The sequence below is a fragment of the Acinetobacter sp. ANC 7912 genome, assembly GCF_039862785.1.
Classification (GTDB): domain Bacteria; phylum Pseudomonadota; class Gammaproteobacteria; order Pseudomonadales; family Moraxellaceae; genus Acinetobacter; species Acinetobacter thermotolerans.
In genome coordinates this window covers 428,256-448,703 of the sequence record NZ_CP156795.1, presented here as the reverse complement: position 1 = coordinate 448,703, position 20,448 = coordinate 428,256, and the positions used below count along the sequence as shown (strand labels likewise).

General features: G+C 43.3%; 21 protein-coding genes. 15 read left to right on the top strand and 6 right to left on the bottom strand.

Features of this window, described 5'->3' with window-relative positions:
- Nucleotides 1–90 precede the first annotated feature (90 nt).
- A complete protein-coding gene (dxs, locus tag ABEF84_RS02175) occupies nt 91–1,995 on the bottom strand; it encodes a 1-deoxy-D-xylulose-5-phosphate synthase (RefSeq protein WP_347453546.1) in 1,905 nt (634 codons plus the stop codon).
- A 311-nt stretch (nt 1,996–2,306) separates the two neighbouring features.
- Here dxs and ribA point away from each other — a divergent pair, with 311 nt between their 5' ends.
- Nucleotides 2,307–2,909 (top strand): GTP cyclohydrolase II, encoded by a 603-nt coding sequence (gene ribA, locus ABEF84_RS02170; RefSeq protein WP_034582209.1) that lies wholly within the window; start codon nt 2,307–2,309, stop codon nt 2,907–2,909.
- Nucleotides 2,910–3,033: 124 nt separating this feature from the next.
- On the opposite strand, the gene hemN is transcribed toward ribA, so the two are convergent.
- Nucleotides 3,034–4,407 (bottom strand): oxygen-independent coproporphyrinogen III oxidase, encoded by a 1,374-nt coding sequence (gene hemN, locus ABEF84_RS02165; protein WP_034582205.1) that lies wholly within the window; start codon nt 4,405–4,407, stop codon nt 3,034–3,036.
- 237 nt (nt 4,408–4,644) lie between these two features.
- On the opposite strand from hemN, the gene hemF reads away from it, so the two are divergent.
- The 8 genes from hemF (at nt 4,645) to ABEF84_RS02125 (ending at nt 12,503) form a co-directional block, all read left to right on the top strand.
- Complete coding sequence (gene hemF, locus ABEF84_RS02160) at nt 4,645–5,595, top strand: oxygen-dependent coproporphyrinogen oxidase (protein ID WP_347453545.1); 951 nt, start codon at nt 4,645–4,647, stop codon at nt 5,593–5,595.
- 222 nt (nt 5,596–5,817) lie between these two features.
- A complete protein-coding gene (locus tag ABEF84_RS02155; protein WP_075174500.1) occupies nt 5,818–6,780 on the top strand; it encodes an IS30-like element IS18 family transposase in 963 nt (320 codons plus the stop codon).
- Nucleotides 6,781–6,911: 131 nt separating this feature from the next.
- On the top strand, nt 6,912–7,118 hold the full coding sequence (locus ABEF84_RS02150; RefSeq protein ID WP_034582199.1) for a hypothetical protein: 207 nt from the start codon (nt 6,912–6,914) through the stop codon (nt 7,116–7,118).
- Nucleotides 7,119–7,221: 103 nt separating this feature from the next.
- A complete protein-coding gene (gene aroE / locus ABEF84_RS02145; protein WP_034582197.1) occupies nt 7,222–8,010 on the top strand; it encodes a shikimate dehydrogenase in 789 nt (262 codons plus the stop codon).
- Between the two features lie 390 nt (nt 8,011–8,400).
- Nucleotides 8,401–10,224 carry an acyl-CoA dehydrogenase C-terminal domain-containing protein gene (locus tag ABEF84_RS02140; RefSeq protein ID WP_347453544.1) on the top strand — a complete coding sequence of 608 codons (1,824 nt, stop codon included), beginning with the start codon at nt 8,401–8,403 and terminating at the stop codon, nt 10,222–10,224.
- A 348-nt stretch (nt 10,225–10,572) separates the two neighbouring features.
- Nucleotides 10,573–10,782, top strand: coding sequence for a cold-shock protein (locus tag ABEF84_RS02135; protein ID WP_034582192.1), 210 nt, complete (start codon nt 10,573–10,575; stop codon nt 10,780–10,782).
- 336 nt (nt 10,783–11,118) lie between these two features.
- Nucleotides 11,119–11,376 (top strand): hypothetical protein, encoded by a 258-nt coding sequence (locus tag ABEF84_RS02130; protein ID WP_347453543.1) that lies wholly within the window; start codon nt 11,119–11,121, stop codon nt 11,374–11,376.
- Between the two features lie 155 nt (nt 11,377–11,531).
- The gene (locus ABEF84_RS02125) at nt 11,532–12,503 is read left to right on the top strand and encodes a hypothetical protein (RefSeq protein ID WP_347453542.1); all 972 of its coding nucleotides are present in this window, start codon (nt 11,532–11,534) and stop codon (nt 12,501–12,503) included.
- A gap of 3 nt (nt 12,504–12,506) precedes the next feature.
- Here ABEF84_RS02125 and hemW read toward each other — a convergent pair whose 3' ends face one another.
- Nucleotides 12,507–13,661 (bottom strand): radical SAM family heme chaperone HemW, encoded by a 1,155-nt coding sequence (gene hemW, locus ABEF84_RS02120; RefSeq protein WP_347453541.1) that lies wholly within the window; start codon nt 13,659–13,661, stop codon nt 12,507–12,509.
- Nucleotides 13,662–13,785: 124 nt separating this feature from the next.
- Here hemW and ABEF84_RS02115 point away from each other — a divergent pair, with 124 nt between their 5' ends.
- Nucleotides 13,786–14,244 carry a DMT family transporter gene (locus ABEF84_RS02115; RefSeq protein WP_034587787.1) on the top strand — a complete coding sequence of 153 codons (459 nt, stop codon included), beginning with the start codon at nt 13,786–13,788 and terminating at the stop codon, nt 14,242–14,244.
- Between the two features lie 40 nt (nt 14,245–14,284).
- Nucleotides 14,285–15,652 carry an MATE family efflux transporter gene (locus tag ABEF84_RS02110; RefSeq protein WP_347453540.1) on the top strand — a complete coding sequence of 456 codons (1,368 nt, stop codon included), beginning with the start codon at nt 14,285–14,287 and terminating at the stop codon, nt 15,650–15,652.
- A 257-nt stretch (nt 15,653–15,909) separates the two neighbouring features.
- On the opposite strand, the gene ABEF84_RS02105 is transcribed toward ABEF84_RS02110, so the two are convergent.
- Entirely contained in the window at nt 15,910–16,119 is a 210-nt protein-coding gene (locus ABEF84_RS02105) for a DUF1737 domain-containing protein (RefSeq protein ID WP_347453539.1), read from the bottom strand.
- A 258-nt stretch (nt 16,120–16,377) separates the two neighbouring features.
- On the opposite strand from ABEF84_RS02105, the gene ABEF84_RS02100 reads away from it, so the two are divergent.
- Complete coding sequence (locus tag ABEF84_RS02100; protein ID WP_347453538.1) at nt 16,378–17,676, top strand: AarF/ABC1/UbiB kinase family protein; 1,299 nt, start codon at nt 16,378–16,380, stop codon at nt 17,674–17,676.
- A gap of 130 nt (nt 17,677–17,806) precedes the next feature.
- Nucleotides 17,807–18,064 (top strand): type B 50S ribosomal protein L31, encoded by a 258-nt coding sequence (locus tag ABEF84_RS02095; RefSeq protein ID WP_347453537.1) that lies wholly within the window; start codon nt 17,807–17,809, stop codon nt 18,062–18,064.
- 74 nt (nt 18,065–18,138) lie between these two features.
- On the opposite strand, the gene crcB is transcribed toward ABEF84_RS02095, so the two are convergent.
- Nucleotides 18,139–18,519, bottom strand: coding sequence for a fluoride efflux transporter CrcB (gene crcB / locus ABEF84_RS02090; RefSeq protein WP_347453536.1), 381 nt, complete (start codon nt 18,517–18,519; stop codon nt 18,139–18,141).
- A 164-nt stretch (nt 18,520–18,683) separates the two neighbouring features.
- Between crcB and ABEF84_RS02085 the strand changes: the two genes are divergently transcribed.
- Nucleotides 18,684–19,016 carry a HopJ type III effector protein gene (locus ABEF84_RS02085; protein ID WP_347453535.1) on the top strand — a complete coding sequence of 111 codons (333 nt, stop codon included), beginning with the start codon at nt 18,684–18,686 and terminating at the stop codon, nt 19,014–19,016.
- Between the two features lie 59 nt (nt 19,017–19,075).
- On the opposite strand, the gene ABEF84_RS02080 is transcribed toward ABEF84_RS02085, so the two are convergent.
- Nucleotides 19,076–19,627: a hypothetical protein gene (locus ABEF84_RS02080; RefSeq protein WP_347453534.1), complete on the bottom strand. Its 552-nt coding sequence runs from the start codon at nt 19,625–19,627 to the stop codon at nt 19,076–19,078.
- A 193-nt stretch (nt 19,628–19,820) separates the two neighbouring features.
- On the opposite strand from ABEF84_RS02080, the gene ABEF84_RS02075 reads away from it, so the two are divergent.
- On the top strand, nt 19,821–20,447 hold the full coding sequence (locus ABEF84_RS02075; RefSeq protein WP_347453533.1) for a class I SAM-dependent methyltransferase: 627 nt from the start codon (nt 19,821–19,823) through the stop codon (nt 20,445–20,447).
- The last annotated feature ends 1 nt before the right edge of the window (nt 20,448 follow it).

The following is a 20,448-nucleotide window of genomic DNA, read 5'->3' as shown; positions in this document are numbered from 1 at the left end:
ATAAAGAATAATGCATAAAAGCCCTCATATTTTAGCAAATATCAGGACTTTTTGGGAAAAAATTGTTTCTAAAATTTTGAAGACTTTGTTTCAGACCTGCTGGGTCAAGGCTGTCCAAGCCTGATTCATCGACTTTTCAATGCCTTGAGGATCAAGACCCGCTTCCTGCAACATCTGTGCATGCGTTGCTTGCGGCATAAAAGTATCTGCCAGACCTAGATTCAGAATCGGCTTAACAATCTGCGCTTCTGCCAGGTATTCATTCACTGCACTACCCGCACCTGCCATCACTGCATGTTCTTCAACAGTGACAAACAGGCTGGTACTTGGGGCGATGTCATCTAATATCTGGGTATCCAGCGGTTTGATGAAACGCATATTGATTACACGCACAGCTACTTCATGTTTGGCGGCAAACGCCTGTGCTGCTTCAATCGCAGGTTGAACACGACTACCGAAAGCCAGAATCGAGACATATTCATCGTGCTGAGTATTCAAATTCGCCACGATCTCAGCCTGACCGATTGGCAGTTCCACCAATTCCTGCTGGATCTCAACACCCAGTCCATTACCACGTGGATAACGTACTGCAGCCGGACCTTTATATAGATAAGCGGTATGCAGCATCTGACGGCATTCATTCTCATCTTTCGGTGCCATAATCACCAGATTAGGAATGGTGCGCATATAGGCATAGTCATAAGCGCCGGCATGGGTTGGACCATCTTCACCCACTAAGCCAGCCCGGTCGATACCGAAAGTCACATCCAGATTTTGCAGCGCCACGTCGTGCACTAACTGGTCATAGCCACGTTGCAGGAAAGTTGAATAAATCGCAACCACCGGTTTTAAGCCTTCACACGCCATACCAGCTGCCAAGGTTACGGCATGCTGTTCGGCAATCGCGACATCAAAGAAACGTTCAGGAAACTGTTTGGCAAACTGCACCATGCCTGAACCTTCACACATGGCCGGAGTAATGGCTAATAAACGATCATCTTGCGCCGCTTCATCACACAGCCACTGACCAAACACATCCGAATACTTCGGCGCCACATTGGATGAAGCTGTTGCATTTATTTTACTAATCGCATGATATTTAATCTGGTCTGCTTCCGCAGGTGCGAAGCCCTTACCTTTCTTTGTATAGACATGAATCAGGCGTGGGCCTTTACGCTTTTTCAGTGCATTAAAGACATGGACTAACTGATTAATGTCATGACCGTCATAAGGACCAAAGTACTCGAAACCAATCGCTTTAAACAGGTTATCGGCAGCATCGGTTGCAGCACAATGCAGACGGGAGTTATACACCCATTCCGGATGTGGCTGAACAAAGGCTTCGCCATCTTCAGTGACATTGACGAATTCACCACGTTCCCAGATCGCCGCCAGATGCTTAGCAAAACCACCAGTACTGCAGGAAATCGACATGTCATTATCATTCAGTACCACCATCAAGTCAGCTTGATGTGCTACAGCATCATTCATGGCCTCAAAGGCCATGCCTGCAGTCATGGCACCATCACCAATGATAGACACCACTTCACAAGGATTGTTTTGATAACGGCGAGCCAGCGCCATACCCAGACCAGCAGAAATCGCAGTCGAGGAATGCCCGACCCCGAAAGTATCAAATTCAGATTCTTCACGTGCCGGGAATGCTGCTAGACCACCTTTAGCACGAATGCTAGTGAGTTGTTCACGACGGCCGGTCAAGGCTTTATGCGGATAAGCCTGATGACCGACATCCCAGATCAGTCGGTCATATGGTGTGTTAAAGCAATAATGCAAAGCTACCGTTAACTCAATCACACCCAGGTTTGCGCCAAAATGCCCACCACTTTGCCCTGCAGCATACAAAATGTACTGACGTAACTCATCCGCCACCTGCTCAAGCTGACTTTGCTCAAGTGAACGCAATTGCTGAGGATGGTCGATCGCATCAAGCAACGGTGTTACAGGGCGTTGAGTTGGTATTTCTGTATACAGCATAAATGGCAAAGCCTTCAAAAGCCTGGCAAATCCTAAGCTAGGTCTGTCTATGGGGAGTCCCGATCATATAGTCGAATTGTAGCAGCTTCAATTCAACAAAGCTGTTAACGGCGCAATATTAAACAATGACATAAATCAGGGTAAAATTTCGCAGCGTACGATTATCCTGAATAATCTTACTGTTTATCAACTATTATCGTGCGCTTTCTACAAAAAAGAAAATGTTCTCCAGAAATTCAGCTATACAATTCTACTAATGTGCAATCATTACGCTATACTTTGAACAATTTCAGGATTTAACGGGTTCAGCTGTGCCGATCGAATTTGTCGCAACTTCACGATTACCTACTGCTCATGGTGAGTTTAAAATTACTGTTTTTCAAGATCCTAAGACTGGCGAAGAACATGTCGCACTATCTAAAGGATTAGAGGAACCCAGTGATGAGCCGGTGTTGGTGCGCATACATTCTGAATGTCTCACTGGTGATGCTTTTGCTTCACTAAAATGTGACTGTGGCCCTCAATTACAGGCCACTCAGAAGCTGATTAATGAAGCCGGTCGCGGTGTGATTCTGTATTTGCGCCAAGAAGGTCGCGGGATTGGCTTGACCAATAAAATCCGGGCCTATGCCTTGCAGGATCAAGGTCATGACACCGTCGATGCGAACCTGATGCTGAATCTACCAGCTGATGCACGTAAATATGATATGTGTACCATTATGCTGGATCATTTGGGTGTAAAATCGGTTCGATTAATTACCAATAACCCGTTAAAGATTAATGCACTAAAAGATTTAGGAATTAATGTGGTGGATCGTGTGCCACTCACTGTAGGTCTGAATCCATTCAATGAACAATACCTCAAGACCAAGCATGAGCGTATGTCGCATATGTATCGGAAGGATGATTTTTAATTTTTCTTTTATACAAATCCTCCTCCTTTTTTTAATTAAATCCCTCCAAACCTCCCTTTTCCAAAGGGAGGCTTTCCCCCTCTTTGAAAAAGATGAGCAACACTGTTGCGCAAGAGGGGGAGATTCAAATCGTCATCGAAAAAATCCGGTTTTCTGGCATTTTCCGCTTTAGTCTCAAGTCAAATGCCATACAGATATTTCTTACAAAAGGTTTGCCTTTTTCCAAAACTGTGACCGATGAGTCTGTTATTTGAATCAGCTCGTCCTGTACCATTTCTTCGAGTTGTTCCAGCACATCTTCAATTTCAGCAAACTGCATGCTCTCGTCCGCCCAAGAGGTGGTAAAGCTGCACATCAGGTTCAGGATATGTTTACGGATGATCAGATCTTCCTGATTGAGGATATGCCCTTTCACCACCGGAATTTGGTTCTGCTCTAGCAGTTCATAATATTCTTCAATGGTTTTTACATTCTGGGCAAAGCTGTACCAGCTGTCACTGATCGATGAAATTCCGAGGCCAATCATCACCTGAGTTTTCGATGCGGTATAACCCATAAAGTTACGGTGCAAGCTGCCAGACTTAAAAGACTGGTACATGCTGTCACTTTCTAGCGCAAAGTGATCCATGCCAATTTCATGGTAGCCATGCGCTAACAGTTTCTTCTTCCCTTCTTCATAGCACTGGCGCTTGATTTCATCTTTAGGCACATCGGCATCTTTAAATCCGCGCTGACCATTGCCCTTGATCCAAGGCACATGTGCATAGCTATAGAGCGCCAAACGATCTGGCATCAGTGAATTGGTTTGATCAATGGTGTTGAGCACGTCCTCTAAGCTCTGGAATGGCAAGCCAAAAACCAGATCATGCGAAATCGAGGTATAACCAATTTCACGTGCCCATTCGGTGACCTGTTTGACATTTTCATAAGGCTGAATGCGATGAATGGCTTTTTGCACGGTTTCATTATAGTCCTGCACCCCATAACTGACGCGGCGAAAACCTAAGTCATATAAACTCTGTAAATGCTCACGAGTGGTATTATTTGGATGGCCTTCAAAACTGAATTCATATTCAGGGGCAATCTCAGCTTTGGATAAAATGCCCTGAATCAGCTGGGTTAAATGCTCAACCGAGAAGAACGTTGGCGTGCCACCACCAAGATGAATTTCCTTGATCACTGGCTTTTGTTCTAAAAGCTCACAGTACAAATCCCATTCTTTGAGTACCGCTTGAATATAGGGCTGCTCCACTTCATGACGTTTGGTTACTCGTTTATGACAGCCACAGAAGGTACACAGGCTTTCACAGAATGGCAGATGGATATATAGACTAATGCCTTCAGCCTGATTGGATTCCAGAAAAGAACGCTTTAAAGTCTGTTTCCACAGCTCCAGTGAAAAGTGCTGATTTTCCCAATACGGTACGGTTGGATAGCTGGTATAGCGTGGACCTGGGACATTGTATTTCTGAATAAGAGAAGTTGCCTGCACCGACATAAGATCCACCTATCGCTATGGAAAACTGACCCAAATCTTGGGTATCTCAAGCTATTGTGTGGGGGCTAGAAAAAGAATTCAACCAAGCATCCCAGTCGGGTTTCGCTCTTTCCTCACCTGCCGTATAGGGGAATAAAAAGTCTTTTTTAATAATTACGATCGGGAAATACACCTTAATTTTTAGAGGGTTTTATGCTTTGATGTAGGAAGTATTATTTTCTCCCCATGAGGACCTTAATGCAGCATCCAACTTCTGCAGATATTCAACGTGTACGCGAATTCCTCCTCGACTTGCAGTCACGCATTTGTGCCGCGCTCGAACAACAAGAAGACGCTGGTGGTGGCACAGCCGAATTTATCATTGATGACTGGGAACGCCCGGAAGGTGGCGGTGGCCGTTCACGTGTCCTGCAAAATGGCACAGTGATTGAAAAAGGCGGTGTGATGTTCTCACACATCCAGATTTCCAAGCTGCCGGCTTCCGCGACTGAACGTCATCCACAGATTGCTGGTGCCAAAGCTCAAGCGATGGGCGTATCGCTGGTGATCCACCCGAAAAATCCGAATGTCCCGACTTCACATGCCAATGTTCGTCTATTCGTGGCAGAAAAAGAAGGCCAAGATCCGATCTGGTGGTTTGGCGGTGGCTTTGACCTAACCCCCTTTTATCCACATGATAAAGATATTCTTTCCTGGCATCAGACCGCGTATGACCTCTGTACCCCATTTGGTGAAGATATCTATGCACAACACAAGAAATGGTGTGATGACTATTTCTATCTCAAACACCGTGATGAGCAGCGTGGTATTGGCGGCCTGTTTTTTGATGACTTAAATCAATGGGATTTTGAAACCTGCTTTAAATACATCCAGGCAGTGGGTAATGGCTATCTGGATGCCATCATTCCCATCTTCCAGCGCAATCAGGACAAGCCTTATACTGAAGCACAACGCGAGTTCCAGCTTTACCGTCGTGGCCGTTATGTCGAATATAACTTGGTTTATGACCGCGGCACTTTGTTTGGCTTACAAACTGGTGGGCGGATTGAATCGATTCTGGTCAGCCTACCACCGCTGACTGGCTGGTCTTATCGAGCTGAATGGCCGGAAGGCTCACCAGAAAAACGCTTGACTGATTATTATCTAAAGCCGCATGACTGGCTCAAAGAATTAAAGCAATCAACCTGACACAAAAAATGCTCTCAATTTGAGGGCATTTTTATTCTTTGTACGATTTAAACAGCTCCATTAAATCTCTAACCTTCCAGAATTAAGCGATCGTGTGATTTACGGAAAATTTAAATTCCGCAGATTCAAATCCCAAGTGCGACACATTTGTAGTTAGTTGAAAAAGTTAGGTGTATTCATAGAATCATTAGACTTTTTCAACTCGCAATTGGAAAGCACACAATGAAGAAATACACCCAACTTTCTCAAGATGAAAGATACGAAATTTATGCTACTTTGAAAAGTAAAAGCTCAATCGCTAACCTTGCTCGGGAGTTAGGGCGTTCACGATCAACCATCTACCGTGAATTAAAAAGAAATACTGGGCAACGTGGATATAGGGCTCAACAGGCAGCGAAATTTGCAAGTCAAAGACGGTACCGTCCTTCCTCATCAATGACAGCATTTGCCTTCGCCTATATTGATTATTTAATTGGCTTGGACTGGTCACCAGAACAAATTTCAGGTGCTTTAACACAACGCGGTTGGCTGGATGTACCTTCACATGAGTGGATTTACCAGTACATTTATCAAGATAAATCAAAAGGCGGTAAACTCCATCTACACTTAAGGCATCAGAAGAAATATCGAAAACGAGGTTACAAAAACACGGATCGTAGGGGGCAAATCATTGATAAAACAAGTATTCACTGTCGAGACCAGGTCATTGATCAACGACAACGTTTAGGAGATTTCGAAGGTGACACGGTGATTGGTAAACATCATAAAGGTGCTTTATTAACCCTTGTTGATCGAAAGAGCCTGTATGTACATATTGTTCATTTAGGATCAACGAGAGCATCCTCTCAAACGATTACTTGTGCGTTAGATCGTTTACGAATGAGCCATGCTTATAGTGTGACATTTGATAATGGTAAAGAATTTTCCGAACACAAAAGAATTACTGATGCCGGGATAGAGACGTATTTTGCTGATCCTTACAAGTCTATTCAGCGAGCTAGAAATGAAAATACAAATGGTTTAATCCGTCAATATCTGCCAAAATCATCATCGTTTGATGACGTGTCAAACGAACAAATAGAGCAGATAGAATTTGCACTCAACCATCGTCCTAGAAAAACGCTAGGTTGGTATACACCGAGTGAAGTTATGGCTGGTTTTTATACTGTTGCACTTGCCGCTTGAATCCGCCTTCAATAAAAATGAAAATTTGGAAAAATATTTAGAAACGTTTCAACATAAGAATTAGCACAAATGTCCTCACACCTAAACCACTACTCCTGTATAGTGGAATATCAAAAACAGAAGGGAATTTTATGTACTTACGACGTTTCAATACTCAGGTGCTGGTGTTATGGGCATGTCTGGCGGCTACTGTGAGTGCGATTGCTATGACTTTTATGACTAAAGATTTAATGCTGGACAGTTTGGCCATCAGTGTTAGTGTACTGACTTTGCTTGGTGTAATTTTTAGTGGTTCACTTTTATTGACTGAACGTATTATTAAAACCTGTAATTCCTAAAATAATTCAAAAGATAGTCTCACTCACTTCAGTCACTCACAGCTTTAGTCCGTAGCAATTTTCACGTATATTGTTGAGCATTTCAGCACGTGGACACTGTGAAATGAGCAAACAATTTGCTGTGGTTGGCAACCCAATTGAACAATCACGTTCTCCAGAATTACATCACGCCTTTGCTGCCAAAACTGGCATCGATCTCATCTATAGTAAACGTTTGGCGCCGCTGGATGGCTTTGAAGCCAATATCAAGGAATTCTTTGCCCAAGGTGGTGTTGGCATGAATGTCACCGTGCCGTTTAAAGAACAGGCCTATGCCCTATGCCAGGTACTGACCGAACGTGCCCGTATTGCTGGTGCTGTGAATACGCTATGGATGGAAAATGGCGTCTTGTATGGCGACAATACTGATGGCCAAGGTCTAGTCGAAGCGATTCGTGCATTAGACTGGAATCTGGAAAATACCGATCTTCTGATTATTGGTGCTGGTGGCGCGACACGTGGCGTGATCTACCCCCTAGTACAGGCGGGTGCAAAAAAAATTGTCATTGCGAATCGTACCTTGGCTCGTGCTGAACAGTTAATTTCTGACTTAAAAGATGCGGTGCCTCAAGCTGAACTGCAAGCAATTGCACTAACGGATCTGGCTGGGGATTTCGACATTGTCATCAATGCGACCTCTGCCAGCCTGAGCGGTGATGCCTTAATCCTGCCAGAAGCCCTGCAATTCAAACACGCCTATGAAATGGTGTATGGCAAACCATCGACTTTCCTGGATCAGGCTAAAGCGCGTGGTGTACCAACCTCAGAAGGTTTCGGCATGCTGGTCGGTCAGGCGATTGAGTCCTTCTCGATCTGGAATGGGGTTAAACCAGAACTGAAAGATTTCCTCTAAGCGATATTGAGCTGATTACATCCTGAAGAGTCTCTACGGAGACTCTTTTATTTTCCGACAAAAAGCAGCCTTTATCTTTAAAAATTGGATTTAGTGACAAGTTTATGATTCGTTATTCAATAATAATATTTGTGTACAGTTCCAGCAAAATAATGGCTAGACAAAATCTATAATATTTCGATAAATTCATTGTAAATAAGCATTTTTTATATTTTTAAAAGTCTTGAGCAAGAATAACCTTTAACTTGAATTGCCTGACTTTTGCATCGATTCAATTCGCCTTTCTGACATTTTTATTCGCTTGCCTTATCAATGTATTTTTATTTGCAATGTGAATAATCAAAGAATCAATACAGATAATCCAAAACAATTTTAATCAGGATTAAACGCATGCCAGCATATAAAGCCCCGTTACACGACATTCGCTTCCTTATGAATGAAGTGCTTGACTACCCTGCACACTACAAGACGCTGTCGAATGGTGAATATGCCGATGCCGACACCGTCGACATGATTCTGGAAGGTGCTGCAGATTTCTGTGAAAACGTACTTTCTCCAATTAACCAGACAGGTGACGAGGAAGGCTGTCATTTTGAAAATGGCGAAGTCAGAACACCAAAAGGCTTTAAAGAAGCATACGACCAGTTCGTACAAGGCGGCTGGCAAGGTCTGTCTTATCCTGAAGAATTTGGTGGTCAGAACCTGCCAATGTCTTTGAACCTGATCAAATCTGAAATGATGGGTACAGCCAACTGGTCATTCCAGATGTATCCAGGCCTAAGCGTAGGCTGTATTAACACCATCATGCAGTTTGGTTCAGAAGAGCAAAAGAATACATATCTACCGCATCTGGTTGCAGGCACCTGGTCGGGTACGATGTGTCTGACTGAGCCACAGTGTGGTACTGACTTGGGTCAGGTGAAAACCAAAGCAGAACCAAATTCAGATGGTACTTACGCGATTTCTGGTACTAAGATCTTTATCTCTGCCGGCGAACACGATCTGACTGAAAATATCATTCACATCGTTCTGGCGCGTCTTCCAGATGCACCTGCAGGTACTAAGGGTATTTCCCTGTTTATCGTACCGAAATTCCTGCCATCTGCTGATGGCGGTGTAGGCGAACGCAACCCTGTGACTTGTGGGTCGATCGAACACAAAATGGGGATCCGCGCTTCTGCAACTGCGGTACTGAACTTTGACAACGCCGTCGGTTACCTGATTGGTGAAAAGCACAAAGGCCTGCACGCTATGTTCACCTTCATGAACACTGCACGTATCGGTACCGCGATTCAGGGTATCTGTCACGCTGAGCTATCATTCCAAGGTGCCCTGCCTTATGCTAAAGAACGTATGTCCATGCGTGCCCTGTCTGGCAAGAAAGATCCAGATAAAGTGGCAGATGCGATCATTCACCATGCTGACGTACGCCGTATGCTGCTAACGCAAAAAGCTATTGCTGAAGGTGGTCGCTCAATGATCTATCATGCAGCAAAGATTGCCGACAAGATGAACGATGCACTGGTACGTGGCGATACAGCGGCATTTGAAGAGCACGATGACCATCTTGGTTTCTATACTCCTATCCTGAAAGGCTTCCTGACTGAAATGGGTTATGAAGCTGCAAACCATGGTATGCAGGTGTATGGTGGCCACGGTTACATCAAAGAATGGGGTATGGAACAGATCGTACGTGACTCACGTATCTCTACCCTGTACGAAGGTACAACTGGCGTTCAGGCACTGGATCTGATCGGCCGTAAAGTGTTGCTGACTTCGAAAGGCAAAGTAGTACGCGACTACACTGCTGAAATCCTGAAATTCTGTGGTCAGCATGCGCGCAACAAATACATGCGCCGTTTTGCATGGGATCTGACCAAGCTGTGTGCACAGTGGAATGCACTGACTGTCCGTATCATGCTGGCAGCACGTAAAGACCGCGACATCGTGTCTTCTGCTTCTGTAGACTTCCTGATGTTCTCGGGTTACGTAATGATGGCGTACTTCTGGGCACAACAGGCTGCAGTTGCTTCTGCGAAACTGGCTGCAGGTGACGGTGCTGAAGTTCCTGAGTTCTACAAAGCGAAAATTAAGACTGCAGACTTCTACTTCGAGCGCATGCTGCCTCGTGCCCAAGGTCATGCTGAAGCGATGGTAAATCCTTCTAAAACGATGACTTCACTGGCACCAGAGCACTTTAGCTTCGACTACTAATTTTCTAGCCATCTAGAAAACCAAAGAGCGCTACGGCGCTCTTTTTTATTAGGTATGAATAAGCTGTTGATTTTCTATTTTGCTGTTTTTTTCTACAATTTTATTTCCCATAATTTCAACTGCATAAAAAATAATAGCCAGATTCAGCTTGAATATCTGCAGATTAAAGGTATGATGGTTCTCAACTAGAAAAATTCTTGTTTTGGTTAGTCTTCTTTAAGTATCGCAGTTTTAGTCATAAACCTCCGTTTTTATAGATCCAAGCTCCATCCAGTCTATTTTTCAAAGTTACACATTAGTCATTTCATATATCTGACTAGAAATTAATAAAACTCAATAGGTTACATTATGTCTAATACAGTTACCGGTACCGTAAAGTGGTTTAACGAAACTAAAGGTTTTGGCTTCATTCAACAAGACAACGGTCCAGACGTTTTTGCTCACTTCAGCGAAATCCAAGGTTCAGGTTTCAAAACTTTAGCTGAAGGCCAAAAAGTGTCTTTCATCGTAGCTCAAGGCCAAAAAGGTCCTACAGCGACTCAAATCACAGCGATCTAATCGATTCTGAGATTCAAAAAAGCATCCATTCAGGGTGCTTTTTTTATGACTTTAAAATTTTCTTCATCATTTTCTGTTTTAATTTTAGCTTTGTAAAAACATGGAGAAATTAAGAAGATTTTTGATGATTTTAAAAACAAAATTTAGATCTTTAAGCGACAATAAAACTATAATAAATATTATTTTTCAAAAATTTAAAAACTAAATAATAAAAAACTTTTTAGTTTACAAAAGCACTATCGATCGCTTCATAGTCTCTCCACCACCTCCCTCTATGATGAACCCATTGAAATTCATAGAGTATAAAGACGATGAAAAAAGCTGATTTCTGGATTAATGATTGGTTTGATTACTGCAACTGCAACAATGTCGGCAATGGCTGCACCAAGTCATAAACATCATGTTCCACCACATGCAGCGCATTTTGATCATAAGCCAATGCCGCATAAAGGTGGCTTCCATAAAGCACCGCCAAAACCACGTTTCAACAAACATGATGTGCATCATAAATTTGATAAGAAAGACCATAAAGGCATCTTTAATAAGCACCACCATAATGGTCCAATGCACAAAATACCACCTAAGCATCGTTAATTTTTAAATTATAAAAATGCTAAATACTAAAAGAGTGCTTCTGCACTCTTTTAGTATTACTTTAGTGATCTATTTATTTGAAATTAATGATTTTTGAAATAAAAAAAGATATGGATCAATTACAATCAGAAAAAAATTAGTTTCGAGATTTTCCTATGATGAAGACTTTAGTTGGCTTAACTTTTTGTACAAGCATTTTATTAGTTTCATTAGAAACCATGGCTATTCCTCTTAATCAAAATTATCTCGAACAAAAACCAACATTTTTTTCTAGTTTAGCTACTGAAAACTCAAGTAAACCTATAATTTTATTAAGGAAGGGTGCTGGCAAAAACAATGTTGTTCAAGGTATGGCGATTGATTCTAAACATAAGACACTTTATACATTACACGTTACTGGTAAACCTGAAAAAGGGGCAATAAACTGTTTTAAAATAAATGATAAAACCAAACAATGGACAGCTTCAGATAACCAACTTCCTTCAGATTTGATCGGACATCAAGGAATTACAATAGATCCTGTTTCTGGATCTCTATATAGTTCTAGTGGACCAGGTGTAAAGAATAAAGGTTGGCATATTATTCAATTCACTTATAAGCCTAACGCACTACCTGAGCAAACCAAAATTATCAAAGTCTTTGATGAAAAATATAATAAGAATTTAAATACAATGCCTTCTATTTCGCCTGATGGAAAAATTATGGTAGTAAGAGGCAAGAAAGGCAAAACTAATATTATACGAATCTATTCACTTCCAAAGATCAAAAATCGCACTAATATTACTTCTGGGTTTGATCATGAATGGGAGGTTGATCCAACTTTTACTAAAGATGATCGCCCATTTCAAGCCCTAACTACAGATGGTAAATATGTTTATATACTAAGTGGTAGAGGGAATTTATTACCTAAACACTTATACGTGTATAATCTGTCAGGTAAAATTATTCAAAAAATCAATAATTTTCATCTTGGTCTAAAAGAAGCTAAATCCGCAGGCAATTCAAGTCATTGGGAACCCGAAGGCTTAGCGATCGACGGAGTTAGGAACGAATTAAATATCCTTTTCGCAGTAGGAGATAAAGGTCAACGAACAGCTCATTTACATCGAGTTAAAATACAAAATTAAGCCTTACAAAAACTCTTCCAACACCGAATTCAAAAAGATATGGCCTTGCTCGGTACAAGCTAAACGCTCAGGATCATCTACCATCAATTTACGCTGACGCAGTGAGTTTAATAATTCCTTGATTGAATCCAAGCTTTGACCTGTGCGTTCTGCATAGAGTTTGACATCAACACCCACATTTAAACGCAGCGCATTCATCATAAATTCAAACGGCATATCTTCTGCTGCAATCGGTTTAAATTGCAAATGCTCAGCTGGAACTTTGGCTAAATAGTCTTTTGGCAAACGGGTTTTCTGGTAACGGTACACGCCATCTGCTTGAGTGACTTTACCATGTGCCCCTGCCCCAATCGCCAGATAATCGCCAAATTGCCAGTAATTCAGGTTATGTGCTGAGGGCAGCTCTTTACGCCAAGCAGAGACTTCATAATTTACGAAACCATTGGCTTTTAGATAGGCTTCGCCCTGTTCCTGAATTGCTTCCAGTACTTCATCATTTGGCAAAACTGGCTGAGTACGGAAAAAGACTGTATTCGGTTCAATGGTCAGCTGATACCAAGAAATATGGGTCGCGCCATTTTCAATTGCCAGTTTCAAGTCATTTAGTGCCTGTTCCAGTGTCTGTTCTGGCAGTCCATGCATCAAATCGACATTGATACGCTGAAATCCGGCTTCTTTGGCATGCTGAATTGCGTTGATCGCATCTTCATTACTATGAATACGACCCAGTTTTTGCAAATGTTCGGTATTAAAACTCTGTACACCAAGTGATAGACGATTAATTCCTGCAGCCAGATAACCGGCAAACGGATCATGCTCTACAGTCCCTGGATTAGCTTCCAGGGTAATTTCACAGCCTTCTTCAAAAGGAATTAAAGCCCTTAATTCTCCAAACAGCCATTGATAGCCTTGAGCCGAAATCAGCGACGGTGTACCCCCACCGATAAATACGCTATGAATCTGGCGTTCTTGAGCGAAATCGACTTGGGTTTTAAAGTCTTCTACCAGTGCACGTAGATATTCCTGTTCTAGATCCAGAGACAGTTTTCCATCCGGTACCGCATGCGAGTTAAAGTCACAGTAAGGACATTTACGCACGCACCATGGCATGTGGATATACAAGGACAGCGGGATATTAGCAGGGTTTAGATCAGACAAGGACAGTGCTCAGAATATCAGATGAATTTTGTTGCATTTTAGCATGACAAAAGTACCCAGCTCAGCAAATCTCGTCCACTTTCTAGTAGACTCAATTTAGTCCAACAAAAACAAGATGCTAAGAATGAAAATATCTCCCGAGATTCTGCTATTTATTCCCCTGGCGATGGGTATAGGCATTGCCATGAGCTTTCAGACCGGGATCAATACCCAGCTTAGAGAATCTTTATATTCTCCGCTGCAGGCCGCGCTTTTCTCTTTTCTGGTTGGTACAATAGTGCTCGCTGTGTTGGTATTTTTTCAGCAAGTCGATAAACCGGGATTTAGCACTTTTGCGCAATTGCCTTGGTATTTATGGCTAGGTGGTATTCTTGGGGTTTATGCCATCAGCATGAGCATTTACAGTGCGCCCAAACTTGGCCTGCTGAGCCTGTCTGCCCTGATTATTTTCGGGCAACTAGTCACGTCGATGATCATCGATCATTTTGGCTGGCTCGGCAGTGAAAAAATACAACTCAACTGGCAACGTCTTCTGGGTGGCGTGGTGATTTTTATTGGTGTGCTTCTCACTTTACAACGCTAAACCTTATATCTAAGCACATAATGAAAGATGAGTAATTTTTGTGTCGAATATTACGTCAGCCACAACTGTACGCTTTGAATTAAAACGACTCTTTACCCTGATGTTACCGATCCTGGTCACGCAGTTTTCTCAGGCGGGGCTTGGCCTGATTGATACCATTATGGCGGGCCACCTGTCTGCGCTTGATCTTGCCGCCATTGCGGTTGGCGTGGGTTTATGGATTCCCATCATGTTGCTGTTTAGCGGCATCATGATTGCCACCACACCATTGGTTGCAGAAGCCAACGGTGCCCGTACACCAGAAAAGATTGCGACGATCGCCCGTCAGTCACTTTGGGTGGCATTAATTTTGGGAATCATTGCCGGACTGATTTTACAGTTCTTGCCTTTCCTACTGCCGATACTTGGCGTGCCTGAAAATCTACAGCCAAAAGCGAGTCTGTTCCTACATGCGATTGGTTTTGGTATGCCAGCCGTCACCATGTATGCCGCACTACGTGGCTATTCCGAAGCCATTGGTTATCCACGTCCGGTTACAGCAATCAGTCTGGTTGCATTGCTGGTACTCATTCCACTGAATTATATCTTTATGTATGGTGTCGGCCCGATTCCTGCACTCGGTAGTGCTGGTTGCGGTTTTGCTACGGCGATCCTGCAATGGCTGATGCTGATTACTTTAGCTACCTATATCTTTAAAAATAGCTCTTATCGCTCAACCCAACCTTTTACTCATTGGGAAAAAATTAATAGCTACTGGCTGCAACGGATTTTAAAACTGGGTCTGCCGATTGGTCTAGCGATTTTCTTTGAAGTCAGTATTTTTAGTACCGCCGCGATTATCCTTAGCCCACTCGGTGAAACCATTGTCGCAGCACACCAGATTGCGATTTCCATTACCTCGCAGCTGTTTATGATCCCGATGTCACTGGCGATCGCCCTGACCATTCGGGTCGGCACCTATTATGGCGAGAAAAACTGGGTTGCCATGCGCAAGGTTCAATGGCTCGGCTTCGCCACTGCAACTATCTTAGCGGTCATGACCATGTTACTGCTTTGGTTCTTTAAGCATGAAATCGTGGCACTCTATACTTCAGATTTCCATGTTACCCAAATTGCAATTTACTTGGTGCTGTTCGCGATTGCCTACCAGATGATGGATGCCTGGCAGATCAGTGCTGCCGGTTGCCTGCGCGGGATGCAGGACACTAAAGGCCCAATGTGGATTACTATGGTTGCATACTGGGTGATAGCTTTCCCAGTTGGGGTGTATCTATCGCGTTTCGATGATATGGGGGCTGCCGGGGTTTGGGTTGGGCTGATTGTCGGTCTTACCGTTGCCTGTGTAATGTTATTGATGCGCCTTTATGGAAACAATAAACGCTTAAGTCAGCAAGCTTCAGCTCAATAAAATCTTATACCTTATAAAATCAAGAAGGGGTTAGTTCACTTGAAGGCGACATGGATGCCGCCGTTGAGCAATCTTGCGCCACGCTTTAAAGCAGTGCTTAAAGCTTGCTCAGGAAGCAATATTCGCCTAACAAAGCGTTTTTGCCTTGCGGTCTCAAAATATATTTTGAGAACCTCATGTCGCTACAGAAGTAAGAACAGCCTATACGGAAAAATCAGAACCTCAGACAAGAAAATGAGGCTATGACAATTTGAACTTTAATTAGCTGCTAAAGCATCCTTTAATCCCTGCAGAATCTCTGACTCATCCGCTACCTCTTTCACCACTACCTGTCCCACAATCACATCCGTACCATTAAAAGTCATGGTCGGTGAGCCATATAGCTCATAACCTTCATTTAAGGCTTTGGTGACACGGGCACAAAAATGCACATCATCCTTACCCGTAAAATAACGATAAACTTTCATGAAATAGTCTGAGATAAAATGATGCTGCCTATTCTAATCCTATCGAAGCTCAAACAAACTCAGAATAAATGCTATACCTGATCAGTCCAGATGATGAGTCAAAAATGGTATTGGCACAAATTTTGGTAGATTTTTGAAGGAATTGTGAAGTATTCAACTGACTTGGCAACACAACCTCTACAATTAATTGTAGGCATTTAGGCCTTTGTCGCCTATGATCAAAGGCAGCATTCAAAAGATGATTTTGAGGAATCCCGCATGGCAAAAACGGCTAGCACACCCGGTCGTCGCTTTATGAAACTTGCCGGTATGACCGCAAGTATCGCCAGCAAAACACTCTCCAATTCGATTAAAAATTTAACTGCTGATGAAGAACAGAAAAATGCTGCACGCAGTAAACTTTTTCAGGATATTGGCGTCCAGATTGCGGATACCCTAGGTGAAATGAAAGGTGCGGTAATGAAGGTCGGCCAGATTGCCTCACAATATAAAGACGTCTTCCCGCCTGAAGTCGCCAAAGCCATTGCCAAGCTGCAACGTCAGGCACCGCCAATGCCATTTAATGTCATCCGTGCCCAAGTAGAAAAAGAACTCGGTAAACCATTAGAACAGCTATTTAAAGAATTTGATGCTACCCCTTTTGCGGCAGCATCCATTGGTCAGGTCCATAAAGCCACTCTACCCAATGGTCAAGCGGTGGTGGTTAAAGTGCAATATCCTGGCGTGGATGAAGCTTGCGAAAGCGACCTGAAACAGATCCGTCTAGCACTGCGTTTAATGGGTGTTTTAAAAATTGACCGCAAGCTGCAAGACCAGCTATTTAAGGAAATTCAGCACAGTCTGGACAATGAGCTGAATTATGAAATTGAAGCGCAGAACCTGGAAATCGCACGTGCTTTCCATGAATCGCTAGATGACAAGATTATCATTCCGGAAGTCTACAAAGATTACTCATCGCGCCATATTTTGACCTTAAGTTTGGAACAGGGTGAGAGTATGGAAACCGCCAGCAACTGGCCGGTGGAAGTGCGTAATAAACTGGGCCGCCGCCTGTTCCGTGCCATTGGTCAGGAAATTTTCTATCTGCGCCGTTTCCACTGCGACCCGCATCCGGGCAACTTTGCCTTCCGTGAAGATGGCACCGTGATTATTTATGATTTCGGTGGGGTGAAAACCCTTTCTACTGAAGTGATTGATCATTTCCGGGAACTGGTACATGCTGCGCGTGAGCAGAATATCCCGTTGATCGAGCAACAGCTAGATGCGTTGAAGTCATTAACTGAACTGGGCAAATTCCCAGAAGCGCTCTATGCTCAATGGCTGGAAGTATTGTTACGTCCTCTTACTGGTTATTATGACTTTGAAAAAAACTCTGCCCATCACGATGGTGTTGAGCTAATCAAACCGTCGCTAAAATACTGGGATGTATTCAAGCCATCGCCGGATACACTGATGGTGAACCGGACCATTTCTGGACAATACTGGAACCTGATTCACTTGAAAGTGAAAGATGATTTAAGTGATGTATTTGAAGAGCTGGTTCCAAAACGTGCCTGAGCTTTAAAACTCAAACTTTATAAAAGTTACGCCCGGTTACACATCATTACCGGGTTTTTATTGATTTAAATATTGTTACATTATAACATAACATAAATCTAATCATTGTTGTTTAAGCAAGGTGAATATTATGCGCCCTGATATCCATCCAGAGTATCGTGAAGTGTTATTCCATGACACCAATGCCGATGTCTATTTTGTGATTGGCAGTACCATGAGCTCAAACCAGACCCGTGAATATGAAGGCAAGACTTATCCATACATGACTTTGGATATTTCCAGCGCTTCACACCCTTTCTATACTGGTGAGCAGCGTCAAACCAGCAACGAAGGTCGTGTGGCAAGCTTTAACAAACGCTTTGCACGTTTTAAACGTAGCAGCAGCTAAAACTGCCGGTCTCATTTTCATATCGTCAACTTGCCAGGAAACTTTTCTTGTTTCCTGGCTTTTTAATGCCTGCTTTAGGCTTGAGCCAACGCCAGCTGGGTCAGGTAAAAACCGATCCCCAACATAATAACACCGACAATCAGGCTGGAAATGACATAGCTCAAGGCAATGGTAACCGCGCCATTTTTCAATAACTGGAAGGTTTCCAGACCAAAGCTGGAAAATGTGGTAAAGCCACCGAGAATACCCACCATCAGCAACAGGCGGGCTTCATTTTGCAAAAAGACATATTTTTGGCTAAAAGCAAAAAAGATTCCGGCAAACAGACAACCAATCACATTGATCCACCATGTTGGCCATGGAAACATCATCTGTGGCTTGGCAATGAGCAGACCTGCCCCATAACGCAGTGTTGCCCCAATCGCGCCGCCCATTGCCACCAAAAGCCAGTTCATGTCCGCTCCATTTTCATTCAATCATTCATGCTCTGCTGACGAGATCTTGCAGAGAATCTGAATAACATCATGCACCTAAAATTGCACAATGAACATGGAACTTTAACAAAAAATTGGTATATTCGACGCCATTCAAATTTATTTAAGTGATAGAGGGAAACTCCATGGCTCAGGATTTACTGGCACAACTGGCTGCAGGCGAAGCGGAATTTGCTGATGTGATCGCTTACATTGATGCACGTTATACCCATACACCAACTGCATTTAAAAATGGCCAGCAAGCCAATGCGGCAACTGAAAATCAAGGCAGTGCCAAAGTTTTTTCATTTGCAAAACTGAATGGCCTGGATAAAGAGCAAACGCTAAGCCTGTTCGCTGAACACTATGCTGCTGTACTGGCAACTCCAGAAGCGACTGATCACCAGAACATTCGCCAGTTCATGCTGAATGGCTGGGATGGTATTCAATTTGAAGGTGAAGCACTTGCTACAAAATAAGCACACAATTCATTAAAAAACCGCTCATTTGAGCGGTTTTTTAATGAATAACAGTACGATTAGCTGCGCTGTACTTTTTCAATCCATTGAATTGAGTTCACCCGGAATACTTCACAGGCACCCTCGCCTGTATCGGTTGGAGTTAGGGATGAACGCCAGACCAGATTCTTGTCACGTACTTCCACCAGTTCACCTTTCAGACGGACCAGATCACCACGTTTTACCTGTTTAATTGCTTTGGCAATCTGTGGATTGGCCGGAATGATGTGCATATTGGAGACCATCTGCATGGCCTGCTCTTTCGGTACCGGCACTTTGTCCATTTTCCAGTTCAAGAAGCGGTCATACTGGTTCACGGTAATGTGGCGGGCAATTTCCGGCTCGGCAAACAGTCCCCAGCTCACCGCATAATCGATCGGGGAAAACTTGGCTTGCGGGTCATTTGTATAAATTTTAGAACCCAGAATCCGGAAATCCCCTTTAAACGGTTTTAGCACCGAAATTGACTGCCCTTTCACTACGGGTGGCAAGCCTTTAGCAATATTATGATCTATGGATGCCTGTGACAGCACCGGCAACATGAGACCCAGACACAGGGCAATATGCTTCATGCTTTTCAACATCATCTCTTATCTATTCCAGTCTTCTCAATTCATCTTTTCAGACTATCTTAGCGTGATTTTGTGAAGGAAATAGTTGATATTGGTAACAATGTGCATGGGTTTGGTCAGACTGAATCTGCTTGTACCTGCAGAATTTTCGGTTAAGCTAAGGTCAGTCCAGCCATAAATCGAACCTATAACTATGCTGTATCAATTTTATCAAAAACATATTTTCCCTCATCTGCTCAATCAGGTGATGCAAACACCTTCTTTGATGGATCTGCGTCGTGAACTTTTGGTCGGTGTCTCTGGTGAAGTGCTGGAAATTGGCTTTGGTACCGGGTTAAATCTACCGTTTTATCAGAGCGTCAGTATGGTCTATGCCTTGGAACCAAGCAACGAGATATTTAAACTGGGACAGGAACGCATTCAAGCAGCACCATTTTTGGTGGAACACATTTTGGCAAGTGCCGAAGCCCTACCATTTGACAATGACACAATTGAAAATGTGGTCTCGACCTGGACGCTATGCAGCGTGCCGGATCTGGTCAAAAGCCTGCATGAAATCTACCGGGTGCTGGTTCCAGGTGGAACTCTGCATGTGGTCGAGCATGTGCTAAACCGGCAAAACCTGAATGTACAGCGTCTACAACAATTGCTGACACCAATCCAGAAAAAAGTCGCGGATGGCTGCCACCTGAACCGGGATATTGAACTGGCATTGCTGGTAGCTGGCTTTGAACTGGATGAAGTAAAATATATCGATGCAGCGGGTATTCCAAGTATCGGCCAACGCATGCTGCTAACACGAGCACGTAAGCCAGCTTAAG